The following is a 20,141-nucleotide window of genomic DNA, read 5'->3' as shown; positions in this document are numbered from 1 at the left end:
GGGTCGTGCAAAACAACAAACAAATGGTGCTACCCAAAGGGGTAGATCAGTCCCAGTTTCAACAGGCGATGACCCAGTTCCAGACCTTGTTGGGTAAGGAAAATGTCCTGCTGGAGTCGGCACAGATTCAGCCCTACACCAAAATCATGATGTCGGTCCCCGAAGAGGCGCATACACCCTCGGCGGTGCTGTCGGCCACCACCGTGGAGCAGGTACAGCAGATCGTCAAGATCTGCAACGAACACACGATTCCTATCTGGACCATTTCCACTGGGCGCAACTTCGGTTATGGCTCGGCCGCGCCCGGACAACGGGGCCAGGTGGTGCTAGATCTGAAAAAAATGAACAAGATCCTCCATGTGGACCCTGATCTGTGCACCGCTTTGGTCGAACCTGGGGTGACGTATCAGCAGCTCTACGACTATCTGGAGGACAACAATATTCCTCTCATGCTGTCTTTTTCTGCGCCCTCGGCCATTGCCGGCCCGCTGGGCAATACGATGGATCGTGGCGTAGGCTATACCCCGTACGGCGAACACTTCATGATGCAATGCGGCATGGAGCTGGTGCTGGCCGACGGTCAGGTATTGCGTACCGGCATGGGCAGTGTTCCGGGCGACAAGGCCTGGCAAGTTTTCAAATGGGGGTACGGTCCCACTCTGGACGGGTTGTTTACCCAGGCCAATTACGGCATCTGCACCAAAATGGGGTTTTGGCTCATGCCCAAACCCCCGGTCTACAAACCCTTTGAAATCAAGTTCGAGCAAGAGGCCGATATTGCCGATATCGTGGAGATGATTCGCCCCTTGCGCATTGCCCAGGTCATCCCCAACTCGGTAGTTATTGCCAATATTCTGTGGGAAGCCGCTACCTGCAATACGCGGCGCAGCGACTACCTGAGTAAACCGGGCGCCACCCCGGATAGCGTTCTGAAGCAAATCCAGAAAGACAAGAACCTGGGAGCCTGGAACGTCTACGCCGCCCTGTACGGTACACAAGAGCAAGTGGATGTGAACTGGAAAATTGTCCAGCAAGCAGTCAAGAAAATGGGTAAAGGCACGTTGGTGACCCAGGAAGAGGCAGGCGACACACAACCGTTCAAATACCGCGCCGAACTGATGTCGGGCGTGCCCAATTTGCAGGAATTTGGCTTGTACAACTGGCGCGGAGGCGGTGGCTCCATGTGGTTCGCCCCCGTCAGCCAGGCCCGTGGCAGCGAATGCGACAAGCAAAAAACACTGGCCAAGACCATTTTGAACAAGCACGGGCTCGATTACGTCGGTGAGTTCATTGTGGGCTGGCGAGACATGCACCATGTCATCGATGTGCTTTACGATCGCAGCAATCCACAAGAGACGGCACGGGCCGATGCCTGCTTTAATGAACTGCTCGATGAGTTCGAGAAAGAAGGGTATGCCGTGTATCGGGTCAATACACGCTTTCAGGAGCGGGTCGCCCAATCATACGGAACGGTGAAACGCCAGGTCGAACACGCGATCAAGCGCGCCCTGGACCCGAACAATATCCTGGCACCGGGCAAATCGGGCATTGACCTGAACAACCCGTTTTAACTTTGCCTATCTATCCGCAGCATTGCAGGAGACATAATGAACACCAGTCAACTACTGATCAATGGCCAGCTTCGTGAGGCCAGTGGTCAACAGACATTTACGCGTCAGAATCCCGTTACCGGCCAAACCGCAACCGTCGCGGCGGCCGCCCAGCCCGATGATGTACAAGCCGCGCTGCAGGCCGCCGAGCAAGCCTTTGTGCACTGGTCAGCCCTGGGCCCCACCGAGCGCCGCCTGCGCCTGCTCAAAGCGGCAGACCTCATGGACGAGCGCGCAGCCGAGTTCATCGCCACGGTCCGTCAGGAAACAGGTTCGACCGACTCCTGGTATGGTTTCAACGTACATTTGTCGGCCAACATCTTGCGTGAAGCCGCTGCCATGACCACGCAGATTGACGGCTCCATCATCCCCTCGGATCTGCCCGGCAGCCTGTCCATGGCCTATCGCGTTCCCTGCGGCGTGGTCGTGAGCATCGCTCCCTGGAATGCACCCGTAATTCTGGCCACGCGTGCCATGGCCATGCCCCTGGCCTGCGGCAACACCGTCATCCTGAAAGCCTCCGAACAGTGTCCGGCCACCCATGTTCTGCTGGGGCAAGTGCTCAATGACGCGGGGGTCGGAGCCGGCGTGATCAACGTTATTACCCACGCTCCCGAAGATGCGCCTGCCGTCGTCGAGCAGCTCATTGCTCACCCGGCCGTCAAACGCATCAACTTCACCGGCTCCACCAAGGTCGGCAAGATCATCGCCGCCACCGCCGCCAAATACCTCAAACCCGTCCTGCTGGAACTGGGTGGCAAGGCACCGGTTATTGTGTGCGAAGACGCCGACCTGGAGCAGGCCGTTGCCGGCGTAGCCTTTGGCGCCTACTTCAACCAGGGCCAGATCTGCATGTCAACCGAGCGTTTGATTGTGCATGAGTCGATTGCCTCGTCCTTTCTGGAAAAACTGGTCGCCAAGATCAAGACCATTCCGGTTGGCTCACCCGATCAGACAGACACACGCTTTGCCTATCTGGAAAGTGCCCAGTCTGCCCAGCGCATCAAAGCCCTGGTAGAGGACGCCGTTGCCAAAGGTGCCTCCTTGCCGCTCCCCCTGAACATCGAGGGCGCCCTGATGCATCCGCTGATCGTCAATGACGTCACCCCCGACATGCAGCTCTATGCCACGGAATCCTTTGGCCCGGTCGTCACCATGACCCGCTATCACGAGGACAGCGAGGCAATCCGCTTGGCCAACGATAGCGAATATGGCTTGGCGGCAGCGGTATTCACCCAGAATGTGAACCGAGGCCTGAGTATTGCCAAACAGATCCAAAGCGGTATCTGCCACATCAATGGCCCCACCGTCCATGATGAGGCCCAAGCCCCGTTTGGCGGCATGAAAGCCAGCGGATATGGCCGCTTTGGCAGCAAGTCCGCCATCAATGAGTTCACCGAACTACGCTGGATTACCGTCCAGACGACCCCCCGCCAGTATCCTTTATAAATCTGGCATGCTGGCCCGGGCGCAGGATCGGTCCCGGGCCGACCCTGCGCCCTGTTGTCATGCCTCACCCTGCCCCCGCACCGCTTGCTCCTTTTCAAAAAACCATGTTGCCCGCGCTGTTGGCGTTGGCAATCTTCATGCAAATGCTGGACGTCACCGTACTCAACACGGCGCTGCCCAGCATGGCCCGCGACCTGAACACCTCAGCCCTGCACATGCAGTCGGTCATCGTCAGCTACGTCCTGACTGTGGCAGTATGCATCCCCATCAGCGCGCACCTGAGCGACCGTTTTGGCACCCGACGAATCTTCATGGCCGCCATGTTTCTGTTTGGCCTGGGATCGCTGTTGTGTGCCCTGTCCTCGCAGTTGTCCATGCTGCTGGTCTCCCGTGTGATTCAGGGCATGGGCGGAGCCTTGCTGACCCCAGTGGCACGACTGGTACTGATGAAATCATTTCGCAATGCTGAGTTATTGCGTGTACTGAACTATGCCGTCATGCCCGCTCTGCTGGGGCCCATACTGGGGCCGCTGGTAGGCGGCTATCTGGTGCAATATGCCAGTTGGCACTGGATTTTCCTTATCAATCTGCCCTTTGCCCTGCTGTCCCTGTTTTTTGCCAGCAAGTGGATGCCTAACTACACCGAAACGCAGGGAAAACTGGATCTGCACGGCTTGCTGCTGTTCATTGGCAGCGCCTGCCTGCTGACGCTGGGCTTTGAATTGGCGGGCCACATCGCCAGCCCCGCTTTGTCAGGAATGTTAATACTGGCCGGTTTTTTTCTTTTGCTAGGCTACAAGCGCCATAGCACGCACAAACAAAACGCCTTGTATCCAGGCCATCTGCTGTCTGTACGTACCTATCGGATTGGTTTGAGCAGCAATCTGCTTAGCCGGATCGGCATGGCAGCATTGCCCTTTTTGCTGCCCATGCTGTTTCAGATCAGCCTTGCCTACAGCCCCGTGCAATCCGCTTTCTTACTGTTGCCCATGGCCATTTCCGCTATGGTAGCCAAACCCTTTTTGCACCCATTGCTGAACCGATTTGGCTATCGGTCCATTTTACTCAGCAATACCATCCTGATCGGCCTGCTGATTACGGCGCTGGCTTTTATTGACGCGCAGACCAGTACCGTGTGGATCAGTCTGCACTTACTGCTTTTGGGAGCCGCCAACTCGATTCAGTTCAGCGCCGTCAACACCCTGACCATGGCCAGATTGCGTCCCTATCAAAAAAGCAGCGGCAATAGCCTGATGGCGGTAAACCAGCAACTGGCCATGGGTTTGGGAACCGCCATCGGTGCCATGCTCCTGCGCTATGGACAAGCCCTGTTTGGCGCCTCATCCGTACAGACGGCCACCACAGCCTTCCAGTTCACATTTGTCATTGTCGGGCTCATTACCCTGAGCTCCGCATTCATTTTTCGACGCCTGCATGCCATGGATGGACATAACATGACCCAAAAGCAAGGCACTTAATCATCCCGACCAGGGAAATGTCGCTGGCAAATATCAATCAGGATCTGCCGCACTTTAACCTGGAGTTTGGTGGGCAAACGTTTGGAAGAATAGGCCAGGTACAAACGATTGACCAAGGCCGGTTGCTCGATTGGAATAGCCGTCAGCAAGCCACTTTGCGGGATGAACTCCAACACCGAGCGGGACAAAATGGCAGCCCCCATGCCTTTGGCCAACAATTGAATGATCACCCCCACACTGTTGATCTCAAACTCAATCTGCGGCTTCAGATTGAGCTTTTGCATCTCTTTTTCTACCAACATCCGAAAACTGTTGGACAGGCTGGGCATGATCAGCGGAATATCGGCCAGATCTTTAAGCGCTATACGGCTGCGTCCCTGCGCATAAGGGCTGTCCACACCGCAGATCAGGTGCAACTGTTCCTCGGCCAGAAGCTGTGTCTCCAGTGTTGGCGAGGAAGAAGGGTTATACAGCAATCCCATATTGACCCGATCCAGATGAATTTGCTCCTCCAGATTCACCGTCAGGGACTCGATAATCGTCAGGTGTGCATCGGGTAATTGTTCCTTGAACGCCTGCACGACATCCAAAGAAATGGTGCGCGCCACCGTAGGCGGCAAACCTAAATACATGTGCCCCGTCAGCTTGCCCTCAGACAGACTCAGATCCTCCTGCGCCTGCTCCAACTGGCGCAAAATCAAGCGGCTGTGTTTGAGCAAGATCTTGCCAGCGTCGGTCAACATGACACCGCGCCCGTGACGAATCAGCAAATTCTGCCGCAAATCAATTTCCAACTTGCGAATCTGCCGGCTCAAGACTGGCTGAGCCACATTGGTAAATTCTGCAGCTCGGGTATAGCTGCCCAGTTCGGCCACATGCGTGAAGTAGCTCAATTGCTTGAGATCAATCACGTATTCCATAGGGCGCTTGTCTTCGCTATGTTTTTTTGACATATCTACTAGTCGGGTTTCGTTCTTTTATCTTTTATCGGGCTTACTAAAATAGGTACGCATAGCAAAAGCGAATGGGAACACAGTCAATGTGACTCGCAGTTTGCCTGTTTTTTCAGTGACCTATGGAGCACCACCTATGGCCAGCCAATATAGCATTCCTTGTATCCTGATGCGGGGGGGTACATCCAAAGGTCCATTCTTCTACGCCAAAGATCTGCCCGACGATATCCAGGAACGAGATCGACTCTTGCTCAGGCTGATGGGCTCACCCGACCGTAGGCAGATCGATGGCGTCGGTGGCGCCCACGCCTTGACCAGCAAAGTGGGGATCGTAGACATCTGCAACACCGGCCAAGCTGATTTGAGCTTTTTGTTTGCCCAACTGCAGCCCGACTCCGATCTGGTGGACACCAAGCCCAATTGCGGCAATATGCTGGCGGCGGTCGTCCCCTTTGCCTTGGAAAAAGGCCTGATCCAGGCGCAAGGCCCCACCACCACGGTCAAAGTCCTGACGCTCAATACCGGCATGGTCAGCGAAATTCAGGTGCAAACCCCCGAAGGCGTCATCAGCTACGACGGCGATGCCGCGATTAACGGTGTACCGGGCACCAGCGCCCCGATTGCCATCAATTTTCTGGATACGGCAGGCTCGGTTTGCTCGGGCCTGCTACCCACGGGCAACCCAAAAGACACCATCACCGTTCATGCGGATGGCTTGCCCCCGTTCACCCTGGATGTCACCTGCATTGACAACGGTATGCCGCTAGTGATTTTCAAGGCGACCGATGTGGGCGTAAGCGGTCTGGAAAGCGTGGCTGAGCTCAACGCCAATACGGAACTGAAGCAACGCGTAGAAGCGTTGCGCCTGCAGATATCCGAACGCATGGGACTGGGCGATGTCTCGACCAAGAATTACCCGAAGATGACACTGATCGCCCCGCCTGAACACGGCGGCGCTGTGACCACCCGTAGTTTCATTCCCCATGTATGCCATGAGGCCATTGGCGTGCTGGCTGCCGTGACAGTGGGTACGGCCATCAAACTGCCCGGCACGGTTTGCGAGGGGATCGCCCGCTTCGAACAAGCTCAAGGTCCAGTCACGTTATCAGTCGAACATCCCACTGGCGAATTCAGCGTCACGCTCGATAGCGACCCCGAAAACCCCGAGATTGTGACCAAGGCAGCATTGCTGCGTACCGCAAGAGCACTGATGCGCGGCGACGTTCTGGTCCCGCACTCGAACTAAACGCATTTCAAACAAAAAAAGAACACCGCAGGGCTTGCGCCACTGGGGTGGCAGGGGGTGGGCTGCGCCTGCGCATACGGTGCCCACCGAAAAACAATGATATTGGACGAGACAAACCATGACATCCCTAGCCAGCAACACAGACCAACCCAGCCTTGATGTGCAAACCTTGCTCAACGAGTCCCCCTTTTCTGGCTTTCAATGGCTCATCTTCAGTTTGTGCTTTCTGATTGTGCTGCTCGATGGTTTTGATACGGCTGCCATCGGCTATATCGCCCCCTCTTTGATCGCCGAATGGGGTGTCAGCAAGCCTGCTCTGGCCCCCGTACTCAGCGCTGCTCTGTTCGGACTGGCAACGGGGGCCTTGCTATCCGGGCCACTGGCTGACCGGCTGGGCAGAAAGACGGTACTGGTCAGCTCAGTAGCGGTTTTTGCCCTCGCCTGCCTGGCCTCAGGCTTCTCCCCGGACATCTGGACATTGGCTGTTCTGCGCTTTGTAACCGGTTTGGGGCTGGGAGCGGCCATGCCCAACGCCGTCACCTTGATGAGCGAATACTGCCCCGATGCCCGTCGCGCCACCCTGACCAATGCCATGTTCTGCGGCTTTCCTCTGGGTGCCGCACTGGGCGGCTTTCTGGCCTCCTGGATGATTCCCCAGTTTGGCTGGCGCAGTGTATTGATACTGGGTGGCATTGCCCCCTTGCTGCTACTGCTCGTGCTGATCCCGAAGCTGCCCGAGTCCGTGCGCCACATGGTCGCCCGAAATGACTGCGCCGACCGTATCCGCCGGGTACTGGCCCCCATTGCTGGCAAGGCCGTGGACGGCGTCCAACGCTTTACCCTGAGCGAGACCAGCCCCCAGCCTGCCGCCAACAGTGGCATCGGTATCGTGTTATCGCGTCAATACCGTTTGGGATCACTCATGCTCTGGCTGGCCTACTTCATGGGGCTGGTCATTTTCTACGCCTTGATGAACTGGATGCCCGTGCTGTTCAAAGAGGCCGGGCTTAGCTCCCAGACCAGCACACTGGTGGCCGCCCTGTTCCCGTTGGGTGGTGTAGGTGCGGTGCTCTCTGGCTGGTTGATGGATCGCTTCAACGCCACCCGCATCATCGCTCTGGGCTACGCATTGACCGCTTTATCCATCTGGTGGATAGGCCAGATGGCCGGACATCTGGGCGGCCTGGTCGTGGTCGTCTTTCTGGCCGGCACGCTCATGAATACCGCGCAATCCTCCATGCCTGCGCTGGCAGCCGCCTACTACCCCACCCGGGGACGAGCCACGGGCGTGGCCTGGATGCTGGGCATCGGACGTTTTGGCGGCATTGCTGGCTCTTTCCTGGTGGCCGAGCTGACGGCACGTGACCTGGATTTCAGCCAGATCTTTACCGTTGTGGCGATCCCAGGCGTCATCGCCATGACCGCCCTCCTCATCAAGCAATACAGCCGCCGTGCGCAGACGCAAGGCGGCACGGTAACCCCCTCTCATTAACCCCTTAATCATCAAGACGCAGGAGACCCTTCCATGATCATCGACGTACACGGGCACTACACCACCGCCCCCGCCGCACTGGGGGCCTGGCGCGACTTGCAGATCGCCGGCCTGAAAGATCCCAGTCAAACACCCCGCGCCAGTGATCTGAAGATCAGCGATGACGAGATCCGCGAGACCATCGAGAACAACCAGCTCAAGCTGATGAAACAACGCGGCTCGGACCTGACCATCTTCAGTCCCCGTGCTAGTTTCATGGCCCACCATATCGGCAACTTCGAGACCTCCAGCACCTGGGCCGCCATTTGCAACGAACTGTGCTATCGCGTCAGCGAACTGTTTCCAGACCATTTCATCCCGGCTGCCATGCTCCCGCAATCGCCGGGCGTGGACCCCAAAACCTGCATTCCCGAACTGATCAAGTGTGTAGAAGAGTATGGCAACGTCGGCATCAACCTGAACCCTGATCCGTCCGGTGGTCACTGGACGGCCCCGCCGCTGTCCGACCGCTCCTGGTACCCCATTTACGAAAAAATGGTGGAGTACGACATCCCTGCCATGATTCACGTATCGACCAGTTGCAATGCCTGCTTTCACACCACCGGTGCCCATTATCTGAACGCGGACACCACGGCCTTCATGCAATGCCTGACCAGCGATCTGTTCAAGGACTTTCCCACCCTCAAATTCCTTATCCCTCATGGTGGCGGCGCTGTGCCCTATCACTGGGGCCGTTTCCGTGGTCTGGCACAGGAGCTGAAAAAGCCCCTGCTGGACGAGCACCTGCTCAACAACATCTTCTTTGACACCTGCGTGTACCACCAGCCGGGCATCGACCTGCTGACTGAGGTTATCCCTGTCAAGAACATCCTGTTCGCTAGCGAAATGATTGGCGCGGTGCGCGGCATTGACCCCACGACCGGCCACTACTACGACGATACCAAACGCTATATCGAAGCCACGCTTAACCTGAGCGAACAGGAACGCCACCAGATCTACGAAGGCAACGCCCGCCGCGTATTCCCGCGCCTGGACGCTGCCCTGAAGAAAAAAGGCTTGTAAGCCACCTGCAACCATTCACCAAGGAAACAACCATGTACGAACTGGGTGTCGTGTACCGCAACATTCAACGTGCCGACCGCCAGGCCGCCGATGCACTGGCAGCCCTGGGCTCAGCCACTGTCCACGAAGCCATGGGCCGTGTCGGTCTGCTCAAACCTTATATGCGCCCGATTTACCCCGGCCAGCAAGTCTCGGGGACCGCCGTCACGGTGCTACTGCAACCGGGCGACAACTGGATGCTGCACGTCGTCGCCGAGCAGATACAGCCCGGCGATATCGTGGTCGCCGCGGTGACCTCGGAGTGTAGCGACGGCTATTTTGGTGACCTGCTGGCCACCAGCTTCCAGGCCCGTGGGGCGCGCGCCTTGATCATTGACGCCGGAGTGCGCGATATCAACACCTTGCAGGCGATGAACTTTCCCGTCTGGAGCAAGGCCATCTCCTCCAAGGGCACCATCAAGGCCACCTTGGGTTCAGTCAATATTCCAGTCGTGTGTGCCGGCATGTCGGTCACGCCTGGCGATGTCATCGTGGCTGATGATGATGGCGTAGTGTGCGTACCCGCCGCCCAAGCCGCCGCCACGCTGGCCGCTGCCCAAAAACGACAAAGTTTCGAGGGGGAAAAACGCGCCCAGTTGGCCAGCGGTGTCCTGGGCCTGGATATGTACAAAATGCGCGAGCCCCTGGAGAAGGCCGGGCTCCGTTACATCGACTGAAGGAAGGCAGATGAGTCATTTCGAGAAAACCCCCGGCTGGCTGGACTGGTACGCCGCCCCCTCCAAACCCCGACTCCAGTTGCCAGCAGGCGCGGTTGATGCGCACTGTCATGTGTTTGGCCCCGCTGAGCAATTCCCCTTCGCCCCCGAGCGCAAATACACGCCCTGCGATGCCAGTAAACAGGAGTTGTTTGCCTTGCGCGACCACCTGGGCTTTGCCCGCAACGTCATTGTGCAAGCCACCTGCCACGGCAAGGACAACAGCGCCCTGCTCGATGCCTTGCAGGCATCACAAGGCAAGGCCCGTGGCGTTGTCACCCTGGGCTCGGATGTCACGCAAAAGCAGTTGGACGCCATGCACCAGGCTGGCGTGCGCGGTGTGCGTTTCAATTTTGTCAAACGTCTGGTCGATTTCACGCCGAAAGAAGAACTGCTGAGCGTTGCCCATAAAATAGCGCCTTTGGGCTGGCATGTGGTGGTGTACTTCGAGGCACAGGATTTGCCAGAACTATGGGATTTTTTCACCGGTCTACCGACCACAGTCGTCATTGATCACATGGGCCGTCCGGATGTCAGCAAAGGGGCAGAAAGTGCCGAGTTCGACCTGTTCGTACGCTTGATGGCCGAACACCCGAACATCTGGTCCAAGCTCTCGTGTCCCGAACGTCTGAGCAAAAGCGGGCCTGCAGCCCTGCATGGCGAGCGGCATGCTTATCAGGATGTCGTACCATTCGCCCGGAGGCTGATGCAGCAGTTCCCCGACCGCGTTTTGTTCGGTACTGACTGGCCACACCCCAACCTGAAAGACCATATGCCCGATGACGGTTTGCTGGTTGACTATGTGGCGCAAGTTGCGCCCAGTCCCACAGAGCAACAATTACTACTAGTGGACAACCCGATGCGCCTGTATTGGCCAGAAGAGTTGACATGAATTTGAGGAGATAACGATGGCACTGGACAAACCGTACCAGGATATACCGGGCACGATTATTTTTGACTCGGAACAATCGCGTAAGGGCTACCACCTGAACCAGTTTTGCATGTCACTGATGAAAGCAGAAAATCGGGCCCGCTTTAAAGCGGACGAGTCCGCCTATCTGGATGAATGGCCAATGAGTGCAGAGCAAAAACAGGCTGTACTTAGCCGTGACCTGAATCGCTGCATGCAACTGGGCGGCAACATCTACTTTCTGGCCAAGATCGGCGCTACCGATGGCCTGTCCTTCCAACAAATGGCGGGCAGCATGACCGGGATGAGCGAACAGGACTATCGGGAAATGATGCTCAAGGGTGGCCGCTCCCCCCAAGGCAACCGCTACTTACACGAACAAGAAAAATAACCGGAACCTACCATGGCAAAAATCAAACACTCTGTTTATACCTCGCACGTTCCCGCTATCGGTGCCGCGCTGGACCTGGGCAAGCACACCGAGCCCTACTGGAAAAAAGTGTTCGACGGCTACGAATTCTCCAAGCAATGGGAACAGGAAAACAAGCCGGATGTCATCATCCTGGTCTACAACGACCACGCCAACAACTTCAGCCTGGACCTGATCCCCACGTTTGCCCTGGGCACCGGCGCCTCTTTTGAACCCAGTGACGAGGGCTGGGGAAAACGCCCTGTTCCTACGGTACAAGGGCACCCCGAACTGGCAGCCCACATTGCCCACTCGGTCATTCAGGACGATTTCGACCTGACACTATGCAACAAAATGGAAGTGGACCACGGCCTGACCGTTCCGCTGTCCCTGATGTTCGGACAGGTCGAACAATGGCCCTGCCCGGTGATCCCCTTGCACGTCAATGTGGTTCAGTATCCGGCCCCGTCCGGCCAACGTTGCCTGGATTTGGGCCGGGCGATCGGTCGAGCAGTCGCCTCGTATGACGAAGACCTGAATGTCCAGATCTGGGGGACAGGCGGCATGAGCCACCAGTTGCAAGGCCCCCGTGCTGGATTGATCAACGCACAATGGGACAACGAATTTCTGGATCGCCTGGTCGCCGATCCCGATGCCCTGGCTCGGGTGCCCCATATCGATTACGTGCGTGAGGCAGGCTCGGAAGGCATTGAACTGGTGATGTGGCTGGTTGCACGTGGCGCCATGAATCCACACGTCGATGTGCGCCACCGCTTCTACCATGTGCCCGCCTCCAATACCGCGGTCGGACACCTGATCCTGGAAAACAAAGAGACAGCGTGAGCGGGCATGGCCCCACACTCTGAACGAAAGGAAATAAACATGAAGAAAGTCAATATCGCACTGGTAGGCGCAGGCGCCTTCGGCATCAAGCACCTGGACGGTCTGGCCCGCATCCCCGAAGCCCAAGTCAACTATATCGTGTCCAGCACCCAGGCCAAGGCCCAGGAAGTGGCGCAAAAGTACGGAGTTCCCCACGCCTCGGGCGATCTGAACGAGGCGCTGGCCAGCAAGGAAGTCGATGCCGTCATCTTGTGTACCCCAACTCAAATGCACGCCAAACAAACACTGGCATGCCTGAAAGCGGGCAAACACGTACAGGTTGAAATTCCCTTGGCGGACACCCTGACCGGCGCCCAGGAAGTGCTGCAAGTACAACAGGAAAAGGGACTAGTGGCCATGGTTGGCCACACGCGCCGCTTCAACCCCAGCCATCAGTGGATTCATCAAAAGATACAGGCAGGTGAGTTGAACATTCAGCAGATGGATGTACAGACCTATTTTTTCCGCCGCAGCAACACCAACGCTTTGGGCAAACCGCGTTCCTGGACAGACCATCTGCTCTGGCATCATGCCGCGCACACCGTCGATCTTTTTCAATACCAGACTGGCTCCAAAGTCATCAAGGCCAATGCCATCCAAGGCCCTATTCATCCTGAACTTGGCATTGCCATGGACATGTCCATCCAGTTGTTGACAGAGAGCGGCGCACTTTGCACGCTATCGCTATCGTTCAACAATGATGGTCCTTTTGGCACCTTCTTTCGCTACATCTGCGACAAAGGAACCTATCTGGCCCGCTACGACGATCTGTCCACCGGCAAGGACGAGGTGATCGACGTCTCGCAGGTGGATGTTTCCATGGATGGGATTGAACTGCAAGACCGGGAGTTCATCGCGGCCATTCTGGAAAATCGCGAGCCCAACTCCAGCGTGGCCTCAGTGCTGGCCTGCTATGAAACACTGGACCAGCTCGAAAAACAACTGATCGCCTAAGCCCGCACCGCCCTTCCCGCAACATAGACTGCCGCACAACAGCGGCAAACACATCCTTAAGGGGATTTATCGAACGGCAGGCAGAATAGCAAAACCACATAATTTGCCGCTGCCTGCCCCAACATCCACACGCAGACGGTGCGACTGCTTTGAACCGGGCCTTTCTGAGCCCATCAACGCGCAGCAGAAAGATACCCGACAGCTCAAGCAGTCCACCGTCCTGCGCCTACGTCAGGAGTTGATCCACCAACTCAATCCAATGTTTGACCGAGGTCCGGCCTGCGCCATTCAAGTGATTCCCGCAGGCCATATTGGCCGTCACAATCAGATCAGGTTTGCTGCTTTCCAGCGCATCCATCTTGCGATCACGCAGGCGTCCTGCGATCTCGGGTTGAGTCAACGAATAGGTGCCAGCCGAGCCGCAGCACAAGTGGCTATCCGGCACAGCGCCCAGATCAAAACCCAGACGAGTCAGCACAGCTTCGACTCGCCCACCCAGTTTTTGCGCATGCTGCAAAGTACAAGGGCAATGAAAAGCCAGACGTGGGCGGGTTTGCGTGTTCAGGCATTCCTCCAAAGGCTGCTCCTCCAGCACTTCGACCAGATCCTTGGCCAGTTCACTGACACGGCGAGCGCGCTCGGCATAGGCCGGATCATTTCTGAACAAGTCCACGTACTCTTTCACGAAGGCCCCGCAGCCGCTGGAGGTCTGCACAATCGCTACCGCCCCTTGTTCGATCTGCGGCCACCAAGCGTCGATATTGCGACGCGCCTGCTCCAGGCCTTGCTCTTGCGCACCCAAGTGAAAGGACGAGGCACCACAGCAGCCCGCCTGAGCGATGGGCGTCACGCTAATGCCCAAGCGATCCAGCACTCGCGCCGTCGCGGCGTTAATAGAAGGTGCCATGGCTGGCTGCACACAGCCTTCCAGCATCAGGACTCGTTTGCTGTGTCGCTGTGCAGGTCGCGTCAAATCCGCATTTTGCTTGGGCGGAATTTTTTCCTGTAAAGAAGATGGCAGCAAGGAGCGCATGGTTCGCGCGACCCCCAGCAAGGCACCGACTCGACCAGGCTCAGGCAGAATTTGCGTCAAGGCGACTCGCATGGCGCGGTCCTTCAAAGGCCGCTTTACTTTGGGTTCCAAAGCGGCCCGACCTATATCCAGCAAATTGTGATATTTCACCCCCGAAGGACAGGTCGTTTCACAGTTACGGCAGCTCAGGCAGCGATCCAGGTGATGCTGGGTCAATTCCGAGGTAGCCTTGCCTTCCAGGAACATCTTGATCAGGTAAATACGGCCACGGGGACCGTCCAGCTCATTGCCCTGGTCCAGATAAGTGGGACAGGTGGCATTACAGAATCCGCAATGCACACAGGAGCGCAAAATGGCCTGGGCTTGCTCGGCTTGCGGTAGTTGCTGAGCCCATGGTGTCAGTTGTGTTTGCATGTGGACTCCGCCAAAGGAAAGAGACGACCTGGATTAAAAATGGCAGCAGGATCCAGCTGTTGTTTCAAACGCTGATGCCATATCAACAAGGATTCGGGCAAGACATCCTGCCCTGCACCTGATCCGGACCAGCAACGGGCATGCCCTTTCAAGGCTTGAGCCTGCGCGTGAATCTGCTCGGCAGCGGCATCGGATTTCAGCCACAGCTGTGTCCCGCCCCAATCGACCAGAATCTGGCCGGGCCATGTTTGCACGGGAGCATCGACTGGCAAGGCGATTCGCCACAAGGTGCCGGGCTGCTTGAAAAACTCCAGACGCTGCTCGCACAAATCGTCCCAATAGGACAAGTCCAAAGCTTCGCCACCGATTTGCTCTTGAGCCAATTGCACCGAGCTATCACCACCTTCCAGACGCAAATGCAAACGTCCGTCCTGCCAAGCTGCGCCCGTAATGGGACGGCTTTGATCGCGCCAGCTACGCAATAAACCAGCGATTTCCTGCTGGGCTACCTCCAGAACCAGGCTGGCGCGACTACGTGGGAGAGGCAAGACTTTGAAAGACACCTCGGTAATCACACCCAAAGAACCCTGTGCACCGACCATCAAGCGCGATACGTCATAACCGGCCACATTCTTCATAACCTGGCCACCAAAACGCATATGTGTGCCCATACCACTGATCAAACGGCAGCCCAGTACATAATCTCGTAATGAACCTACCCAGGGACGACGCGGTCCCGACAAACCACAGGCGGTGGCTCCACCAACAGTGGCGCGGCCATCAAACAGAGGCGGCTCAAAGGGCAGGCATTGGCCTTGCTCGTTCAAGATCGTTTCCAGCGCCTGCACGGAGGTCCCGGCACGCACCGTGACGACCAGTTCCGCCGGATCGTAATCGACCACACCTTCATGGCCTGCCAGACTCAGCTCCTGCCCTTGCACGGCTTTGCCCAGAAAGGCTTTGGTATTGCCGCCTTGCAGGCGCAGTGGGGTTTTAGTCTCCAGGGCTTGCTGAACCTGCTCCAGCAGTTCAGCGCTGCGATCCTGATTCTTATGTTCTACGGTACTCATCAGAAGCGCTCCAACTCTGGGAAAGGCAATTGCCCGTGATGGATGTGCATGCCGCCCATTTCTGCACAACGATGCAAAGTAGGAATGTTCTTGCCGGGATTCAGCATGGTTTTAGGATCAAAAGCGGCTTTGATCGCGTGGAAAAACTGCAGCTCGTCTTCGTTGAACTGCACACACATCTGATTGATTTTTTCTCGGCCCACTCCATGTTCGCCGGTAATTGTGCCGCCTACTTCCACACACAATTCCAGAATCTTGCCGCCCAAGGCTTCGGCTCGCTCCAGCTCGCCGGGCTCGTTGGCATCGAACAGAATCAGGGGGTGCATATTGCCATCGCCCGCATGAAATACGTTGGCAACACGCAGGCCGTACTCTTCGGAAAGCTCGGCGGTTTTCTTCAGTACATACGCCAGCTGACGACGAGGAATGGTGCCGTCCATGCAGTAATAGTCGGGAGAAATCCGGCCCACCGCAGGAAAGGCGTTTTTACGGCCGGCCCAGAAGCGCTGCCGTTCCTGCTCGTCCCGAGCAACCCGCACTTCTTGCGCACCAGCCTTGAACAGCACCTGCTCGACACGGGCCACATCATCCTGCACATCCTCCAAAGCACCATCAATCTCGCAGAGCAAGATCGCTTGTGCATCCACAGGATAGCCAGCGTGAATAAAGTCCTCGGCCGCACGAATGGACATTTGATCCATCATTTCCAGCCCTGCCGGCACAATGCCTTGGGCAATAATCTGTGCCACGGCATCCGCTGCTTTTTCCACTTCGTCAAAGCTGGCCAGCAACACCACCGTACAAGGAGGGCGTGCCAGTAACTTGACGGTAATTTCTGTGACTACGCCCAGCATCCCTTCAGAGCCCGTAAACAGGGCCATCAGATCAAAGCCGGGGGTATCCAGGGCTTCGGAGCCCAGGATCAATCGTTCGCCCGTGACGGTAATAACTTCCAGGCGCAAGATATTGTGTACGGTCAGACCATATTTCAGGCAATGCACGCCGCCCGCGTTTTCCGCTACGTTGCCACCAATCGAACAGGCAATCTGCGAAGACGGGTCCGGTGCGTAGTACAGCCCAAAGGGTTGAGCCGCCTGTGAGATCGCGATGTTACGCACGCCTGGTTGAACCCGAGCAATCCCGGCTATGGGGTCCAGATCCAGAATCTGGTTCAGGCGCGCCATCACCAGCAAAATACCCTGCTCCAAAGGCATGGCACCGCCTGACAAGCCGGTACCCGCACCACGGGCCACCACCGGCACGCCGACTTCGTGAGCCAAGCGCATCACGGCCTGTACCTGCTCCACATTACGGGGCAAAACGACCAGCAAGGGTTTGGCGCGATAAACACTCAGTCCATCACACTCGTAAGGATGCAGTTGCTCATCAGTGTGCAGCACATCCAGGCCGGGAATATCATCACGCAAACGGCTAAGCAGCTGCATCCTGTCCACGCGGGGCAGCACACCGTCCAGTTTTTCGTCGTAGCGCAAGCTCATGACGCCTCCTGTCTTTTAAAGTCTCCTGAAACGGATGGTCTTTGATGCGGGCTGGCTTGTCCAGCCGTCAGACTACTGGTCCGACCAGTTTTTACCCTAAGAGAGTATTAGGGTTTATCTTTATACTTATAAATCAGACAGATAGATAATCAGCTTGTTATCATTTCCACAGGCATACAACTGGTCTGACCACGGATGAAAATGCAGGAACCCAAGCGTTTGGAAGTCACCGCCGAGCTGGTCGCCCAACGCATCGAAACTTTTATTATGGATGGCGTCCTGAAACCGGGACAAGTTTTGCCCTCCGAGCGGCAACTGACGCAAAGACTGGCGGTGTCCCGATCTGCCCTGCGCGAAGGGCTACAAATCCTGCGCGTGCGCGGCTTGATTGAAACCCGACATGGCAAAGGCTCCTTCGTCGCCAACCTGATTGATTCAGCCGTCAGCAAGCCGCTGGAGCACCTGCTTCAAGCGCAAGGGCGCACTCTATATGACTTGCTGGAAGTGCGTGAGCTGCTGGAAAGCGAGGCGGCTCAACTAGCCGCCTCCAGGGGGACGGAAGCCGATCACATCATGATACGACGACGCTTTCAGGAACTGGAGGATTTGCAAATGCAGGATGCAGCGCCTGAACAGGTCGCGCGGGCAGATCATGCTTTTCATGCGGCAATCTGTGAGGCTTCACACAACCCGGTGCTGGTACACATGATCAGCCTGTTCAACGATTTGATGTTATCGACGGTGCGCGTATCCGTGCAGCACCTGTATCCCGACCATGACTCCAAACGCAGGTTGGACAGACAACATGCGCGTTTATGTAATGCCGTCACACAAGGCCAAGCTGACTTGGCCCGACGCGCCGCCAAAGAACATATCGATGGGATACGACGACAACTACAGGAGATGGAGGCCAAACAGCTGCGCCTGGAACACGCCCGGCAACGTCTGAATGGCCTCTAACTCCCTTACTTCGCTAACAGATTGGCCAGCATATAACCTGATCCAGCCCCGGTCCCTGCACCGGGCCAGGTCGAAGCGCCGCACAAATACAGATCCTTGATCGGCGTCTTGTATTTGGAGTAACCGGCCACTGGGCGGAAGAAGAAGTTCTGATCCAGATGGTGGCTGCCCGAGAGGTTATCACCACCAATCAAGTTCGCATTGAACTGCTCCAGATCCTGGGGCGACATGATGTGGCGGGCCTGAATCTTGCTACGCAGGCCAGGCGCGTAACTTTCAAGCAGATCCAGGACGCGCTCTGCATACGCATCCTTAAGCTGCGACCAATCGCCAGCGGCAAGCTTGCCAGAAGCGTCACCCTTGACCTTAGCAGGCAGCACACGCACTTGAATCCACAAGGTATGTTTCCCCTCCGGAGCGCGGGAAGGATCCAGTGCTGTACCTTGTCCAACCACAAGAACGGGCTCGGCAGGCAATAAACCTGCAGCTGCTTCTGCATAGACCCGGCTCATCATGGCCATATCGGGAGCCAGATGCACGTAGGAGAAACGCTGTAGCTCGGTGCCAGCTGTCCAGTCAGGCAAGCCATCCAGAGCCAAATGGATCATCATGGTGCCCAAACCGGGGCGGAAGGCATCGACTTTCTTCTGATAATCCTTGGGGACAGCAGCAGCCTGCACCAAGCGCCCAAAGACGAGCTGAGGATTCAGATTCGCGATGACCGCCTTGCGTGCCTTCAAGCGGCGACCGTCGGCCAAAACAACACCACTGGCGCGACCATTCCCTTGTTCAATTGTCTGCACGGGGGCATTCAACAGCAGCTCACCGCCCAGCTCCTGCAGCAAGCTCGTCATGGCACGGATAATCGTGTCAGCACCGCCCTGCCCGATCACCATACCGAAGGCTTGATTGGCCATGGACTCCAGATAAGGGAACAAGGCACCGCCGGCTGTGTCTGGTGTGAAATCCACATGTAGCCCCCAAGCTGCCATCATGGCTTTCACTGAGTCGCTCTCGAAATGGCGGTCCAGAAAGTCACGAGGCGTCGCCAGCAGCAATTGCATCAGCTCCGCAACGCCATCCTTGCCCAGCTCCCGCCAGCTCTTCCAGGCGCTTTTCATCAAGCCCCAAGAAGGCATAGGGCTACCGAGCACAGCAAACAAATGGGGAGCCTTGCTCTGGAAGTCATCCAGCATGGCTTGCCAAGCCTGCGCGTCCTTCTCAGAAACAGCTCGAATACGCTCCAAGGTCGTTTCCAGGTCTGTACTGACGCCCAAATAACTTTGATCCCGGAACACGCTGGCAAAGCAATGCTCTGCGGGGACGAAAGCCAAGCCATGGCGGGCCAAGGCTTCTTTATGGCGTTGGAAGAACGCAGAGCCCGCGAAGGAGGACAGATTCATGGCGCACACATCATGCCTGAAGCCTGGCAAGGTCAACTCCTGAGTGCTGACCGCGCCACCTGCAGAGCTTTTGGCTTCCACAACCTGAACTTTCCAACCCTTACTGGCTAGTTCAACTGCTGCTGCCAAGCCGTTGTGCCCTGCTCCAACCACAATCGCGTCTACTACCGTCTCTGCACCCACGGGCAACTCCTTTAGCTCTAAAGTATTTATCCGTATTCTACGGCGCAAAGAGGAAACTGAGTAGGAATTTCAGGAGGATCAGTAAGGACGAATACAGGCAGTGACTAAGTACGCTACAGCCCTAAGCTAAGGAGACAGATGTCGGCAGTTGCAGGCCCCAATCTTGGTAGACAAAGCTGATTGGTGCGAAAAGCTCAGTTGCTAATGCTACGAGCACGAAGAGAAGAAGAAGTAGTGGTCTGTCGCCGCGTCTCAGCAACAAACAGTCAGTACAGCAAGAGAGGAACGGCCGACCACCCTACAGGTAAGCAGCGACGCATTGTCCGTCAATCCTAGGGTGCAGGCACAGGATGCCAAGACCGACCTGCCAGGGTTGGGC

General features: G+C 56.8%; 17 protein-coding genes. 12 read left to right on the top strand and 5 right to left on the bottom strand.

Annotated features, from left to right (window positions below):
• Positions 1-5 precede the first annotated feature (5 nt).
• The 3 genes from U2949_RS14155 (at position 6) to U2949_RS14145 (ending at position 4,537) form a co-directional block, all read left to right on the top strand.
• Positions 6-1,571, top strand: coding sequence for an FAD-binding oxidoreductase (locus U2949_RS14155; RefSeq protein ID WP_257724067.1), 1,566 nt, complete (start codon positions 6-8; stop codon positions 1,569-1,571).
• A 36-nt stretch (positions 1,572-1,607) separates the two neighbouring features.
• Entirely contained in the window at positions 1,608-3,059 is a 1,452-nt protein-coding gene (locus U2949_RS14150) for an aldehyde dehydrogenase (RefSeq protein ID WP_026484602.1), read from the top strand.
• Between the two features lie 104 nt (positions 3,060-3,163).
• Positions 3,164-4,537, top strand: a complete 1,374-nt coding sequence (locus tag U2949_RS14145; RefSeq protein ID WP_257724066.1) for an MFS transporter — start codon at positions 3,164-3,166, stop codon at positions 4,535-4,537.
• Here U2949_RS14145 and U2949_RS14140 read toward each other — a convergent pair.
• On the bottom strand, positions 4,534-5,490 hold the full coding sequence (locus U2949_RS14140) for a LysR family transcriptional regulator (RefSeq protein ID WP_022983202.1): 957 nt from the start codon (positions 5,488-5,490) through the stop codon (positions 4,534-4,536). The genes U2949_RS14145 and U2949_RS14140 overlap by 4 nt on opposite strands.
• Before the next feature lie 136 nt (positions 5,491-5,626).
• Between U2949_RS14140 and U2949_RS14135 the strand changes: the two genes are divergently transcribed.
• From U2949_RS14135 to U2949_RS14100, 8 genes are all read left to right on the top strand, one after another.
• Positions 5,627-6,736: a 4-oxalomesaconate tautomerase gene (locus U2949_RS14135; protein WP_257724065.1), complete on the top strand. Its 1,110-nt coding sequence runs from the start codon at positions 5,627-5,629 to the stop codon at positions 6,734-6,736.
• Between the two features lie 118 nt (positions 6,737-6,854).
• Entirely contained in the window at positions 6,855-8,228 is a 1,374-nt protein-coding gene (locus U2949_RS14130) for an MFS transporter (protein ID WP_026484605.1), read from the top strand.
• Positions 8,229-8,261: 33 nt separating this feature from the next.
• Complete coding sequence (locus tag U2949_RS14125; protein ID WP_026484606.1) at positions 8,262-9,290, top strand: amidohydrolase family protein; 1,029 nt, start codon at positions 8,262-8,264, stop codon at positions 9,288-9,290.
• Between the two features lie 32 nt (positions 9,291-9,322).
• Complete coding sequence (gene ligK / locus U2949_RS14120) at positions 9,323-10,006, top strand: 4-carboxy-4-hydroxy-2-oxoadipate aldolase/oxaloacetate decarboxylase (RefSeq protein WP_026484607.1); 684 nt, start codon at positions 9,323-9,325, stop codon at positions 10,004-10,006.
• Positions 10,007-10,016: 10 nt separating this feature from the next.
• Entirely contained in the window at positions 10,017-10,937 is a 921-nt protein-coding gene (locus tag U2949_RS14115; RefSeq protein WP_257724064.1) for an amidohydrolase family protein, read from the top strand.
• A gap of 16 nt (positions 10,938-10,953) precedes the next feature.
• A complete protein-coding gene (gene ligA / locus U2949_RS14110) occupies positions 10,954-11,346 on the top strand; it encodes a protocatechuate 4,5-dioxygenase subunit alpha (RefSeq protein ID WP_026484609.1) in 393 nt (130 codons plus the stop codon).
• 12 nt (positions 11,347-11,358) lie between these two features.
• Positions 11,359-12,207, top strand: a complete 849-nt coding sequence (locus U2949_RS14105; RefSeq protein WP_257724063.1) for a class III extradiol dioxygenase subunit beta — start codon at positions 11,359-11,361, stop codon at positions 12,205-12,207.
• 39 nt (positions 12,208-12,246) lie between these two features.
• A complete protein-coding gene (locus U2949_RS14100) occupies positions 12,247-13,200 on the top strand; it encodes a Gfo/Idh/MocA family oxidoreductase (RefSeq protein ID WP_026484611.1) in 954 nt (317 codons plus the stop codon).
• Between the two features lie 226 nt (positions 13,201-13,426).
• Here the strand turns inward: U2949_RS14100 and glcF are convergent, their stop codons facing one another.
• Genes glcF through glcD form a run of 3 tightly spaced genes read right to left on the bottom strand, consistent with a single transcriptional unit; the run spans position 13,427 to position 17,216 of the window.
• Positions 13,427-14,647, bottom strand: coding sequence for a glycolate oxidase subunit GlcF (glcF, locus tag U2949_RS14095; RefSeq protein WP_321288411.1), 1,221 nt, complete (start codon positions 14,645-14,647; stop codon positions 13,427-13,429).
• The gene (gene glcE, locus U2949_RS14090) at positions 14,632-15,717 is read right to left on the bottom strand and encodes a glycolate oxidase subunit GlcE (protein ID WP_321288409.1); all 1,086 of its coding nucleotides are present in this window, start codon (positions 15,715-15,717) and stop codon (positions 14,632-14,634) included. The genes glcF and glcE overlap by 16 nt, the downstream gene beginning before the upstream one ends.
• Entirely contained in the window at positions 15,717-17,216 is a 1,500-nt protein-coding gene (gene glcD / locus U2949_RS14085; RefSeq protein WP_026484614.1) for a glycolate oxidase subunit GlcD, read from the bottom strand. The genes glcE and glcD overlap by 1 nt, the downstream gene beginning before the upstream one ends.
• Positions 17,217-17,411: 195 nt before the next feature.
• Between glcD and glcC the strand changes: the two genes are divergently transcribed.
• Complete coding sequence (glcC, locus tag U2949_RS14080) at positions 17,412-18,176, top strand: transcriptional regulator GlcC (protein WP_051316371.1); 765 nt, start codon at positions 17,412-17,414, stop codon at positions 18,174-18,176.
• Positions 18,177-18,181: 5 nt separating this feature from the next.
• Here glcC and U2949_RS14075 read toward each other — a convergent pair whose 3' ends face one another.
• Positions 18,182-19,762: a phytoene desaturase family protein gene (locus tag U2949_RS14075; protein ID WP_257724059.1), complete on the bottom strand. Its 1,581-nt coding sequence runs from the start codon at positions 19,760-19,762 to the stop codon at positions 18,182-18,184.
• Between the last annotated feature and the right edge of the window lie 379 nt (positions 19,763-20,141).

Origin of the sequence: Alcaligenes phenolicus (assembly GCF_032063905.1) — a bacterium.
Classification (GTDB): Bacteria; Pseudomonadota; Gammaproteobacteria; order Burkholderiales; family Burkholderiaceae_B; genus Alcaligenes; species Alcaligenes phenolicus.
The sequence above is the reverse complement of the archived record's forward strand: the minus strand, read 5'-3'. Positions and strand labels throughout refer to the sequence as shown.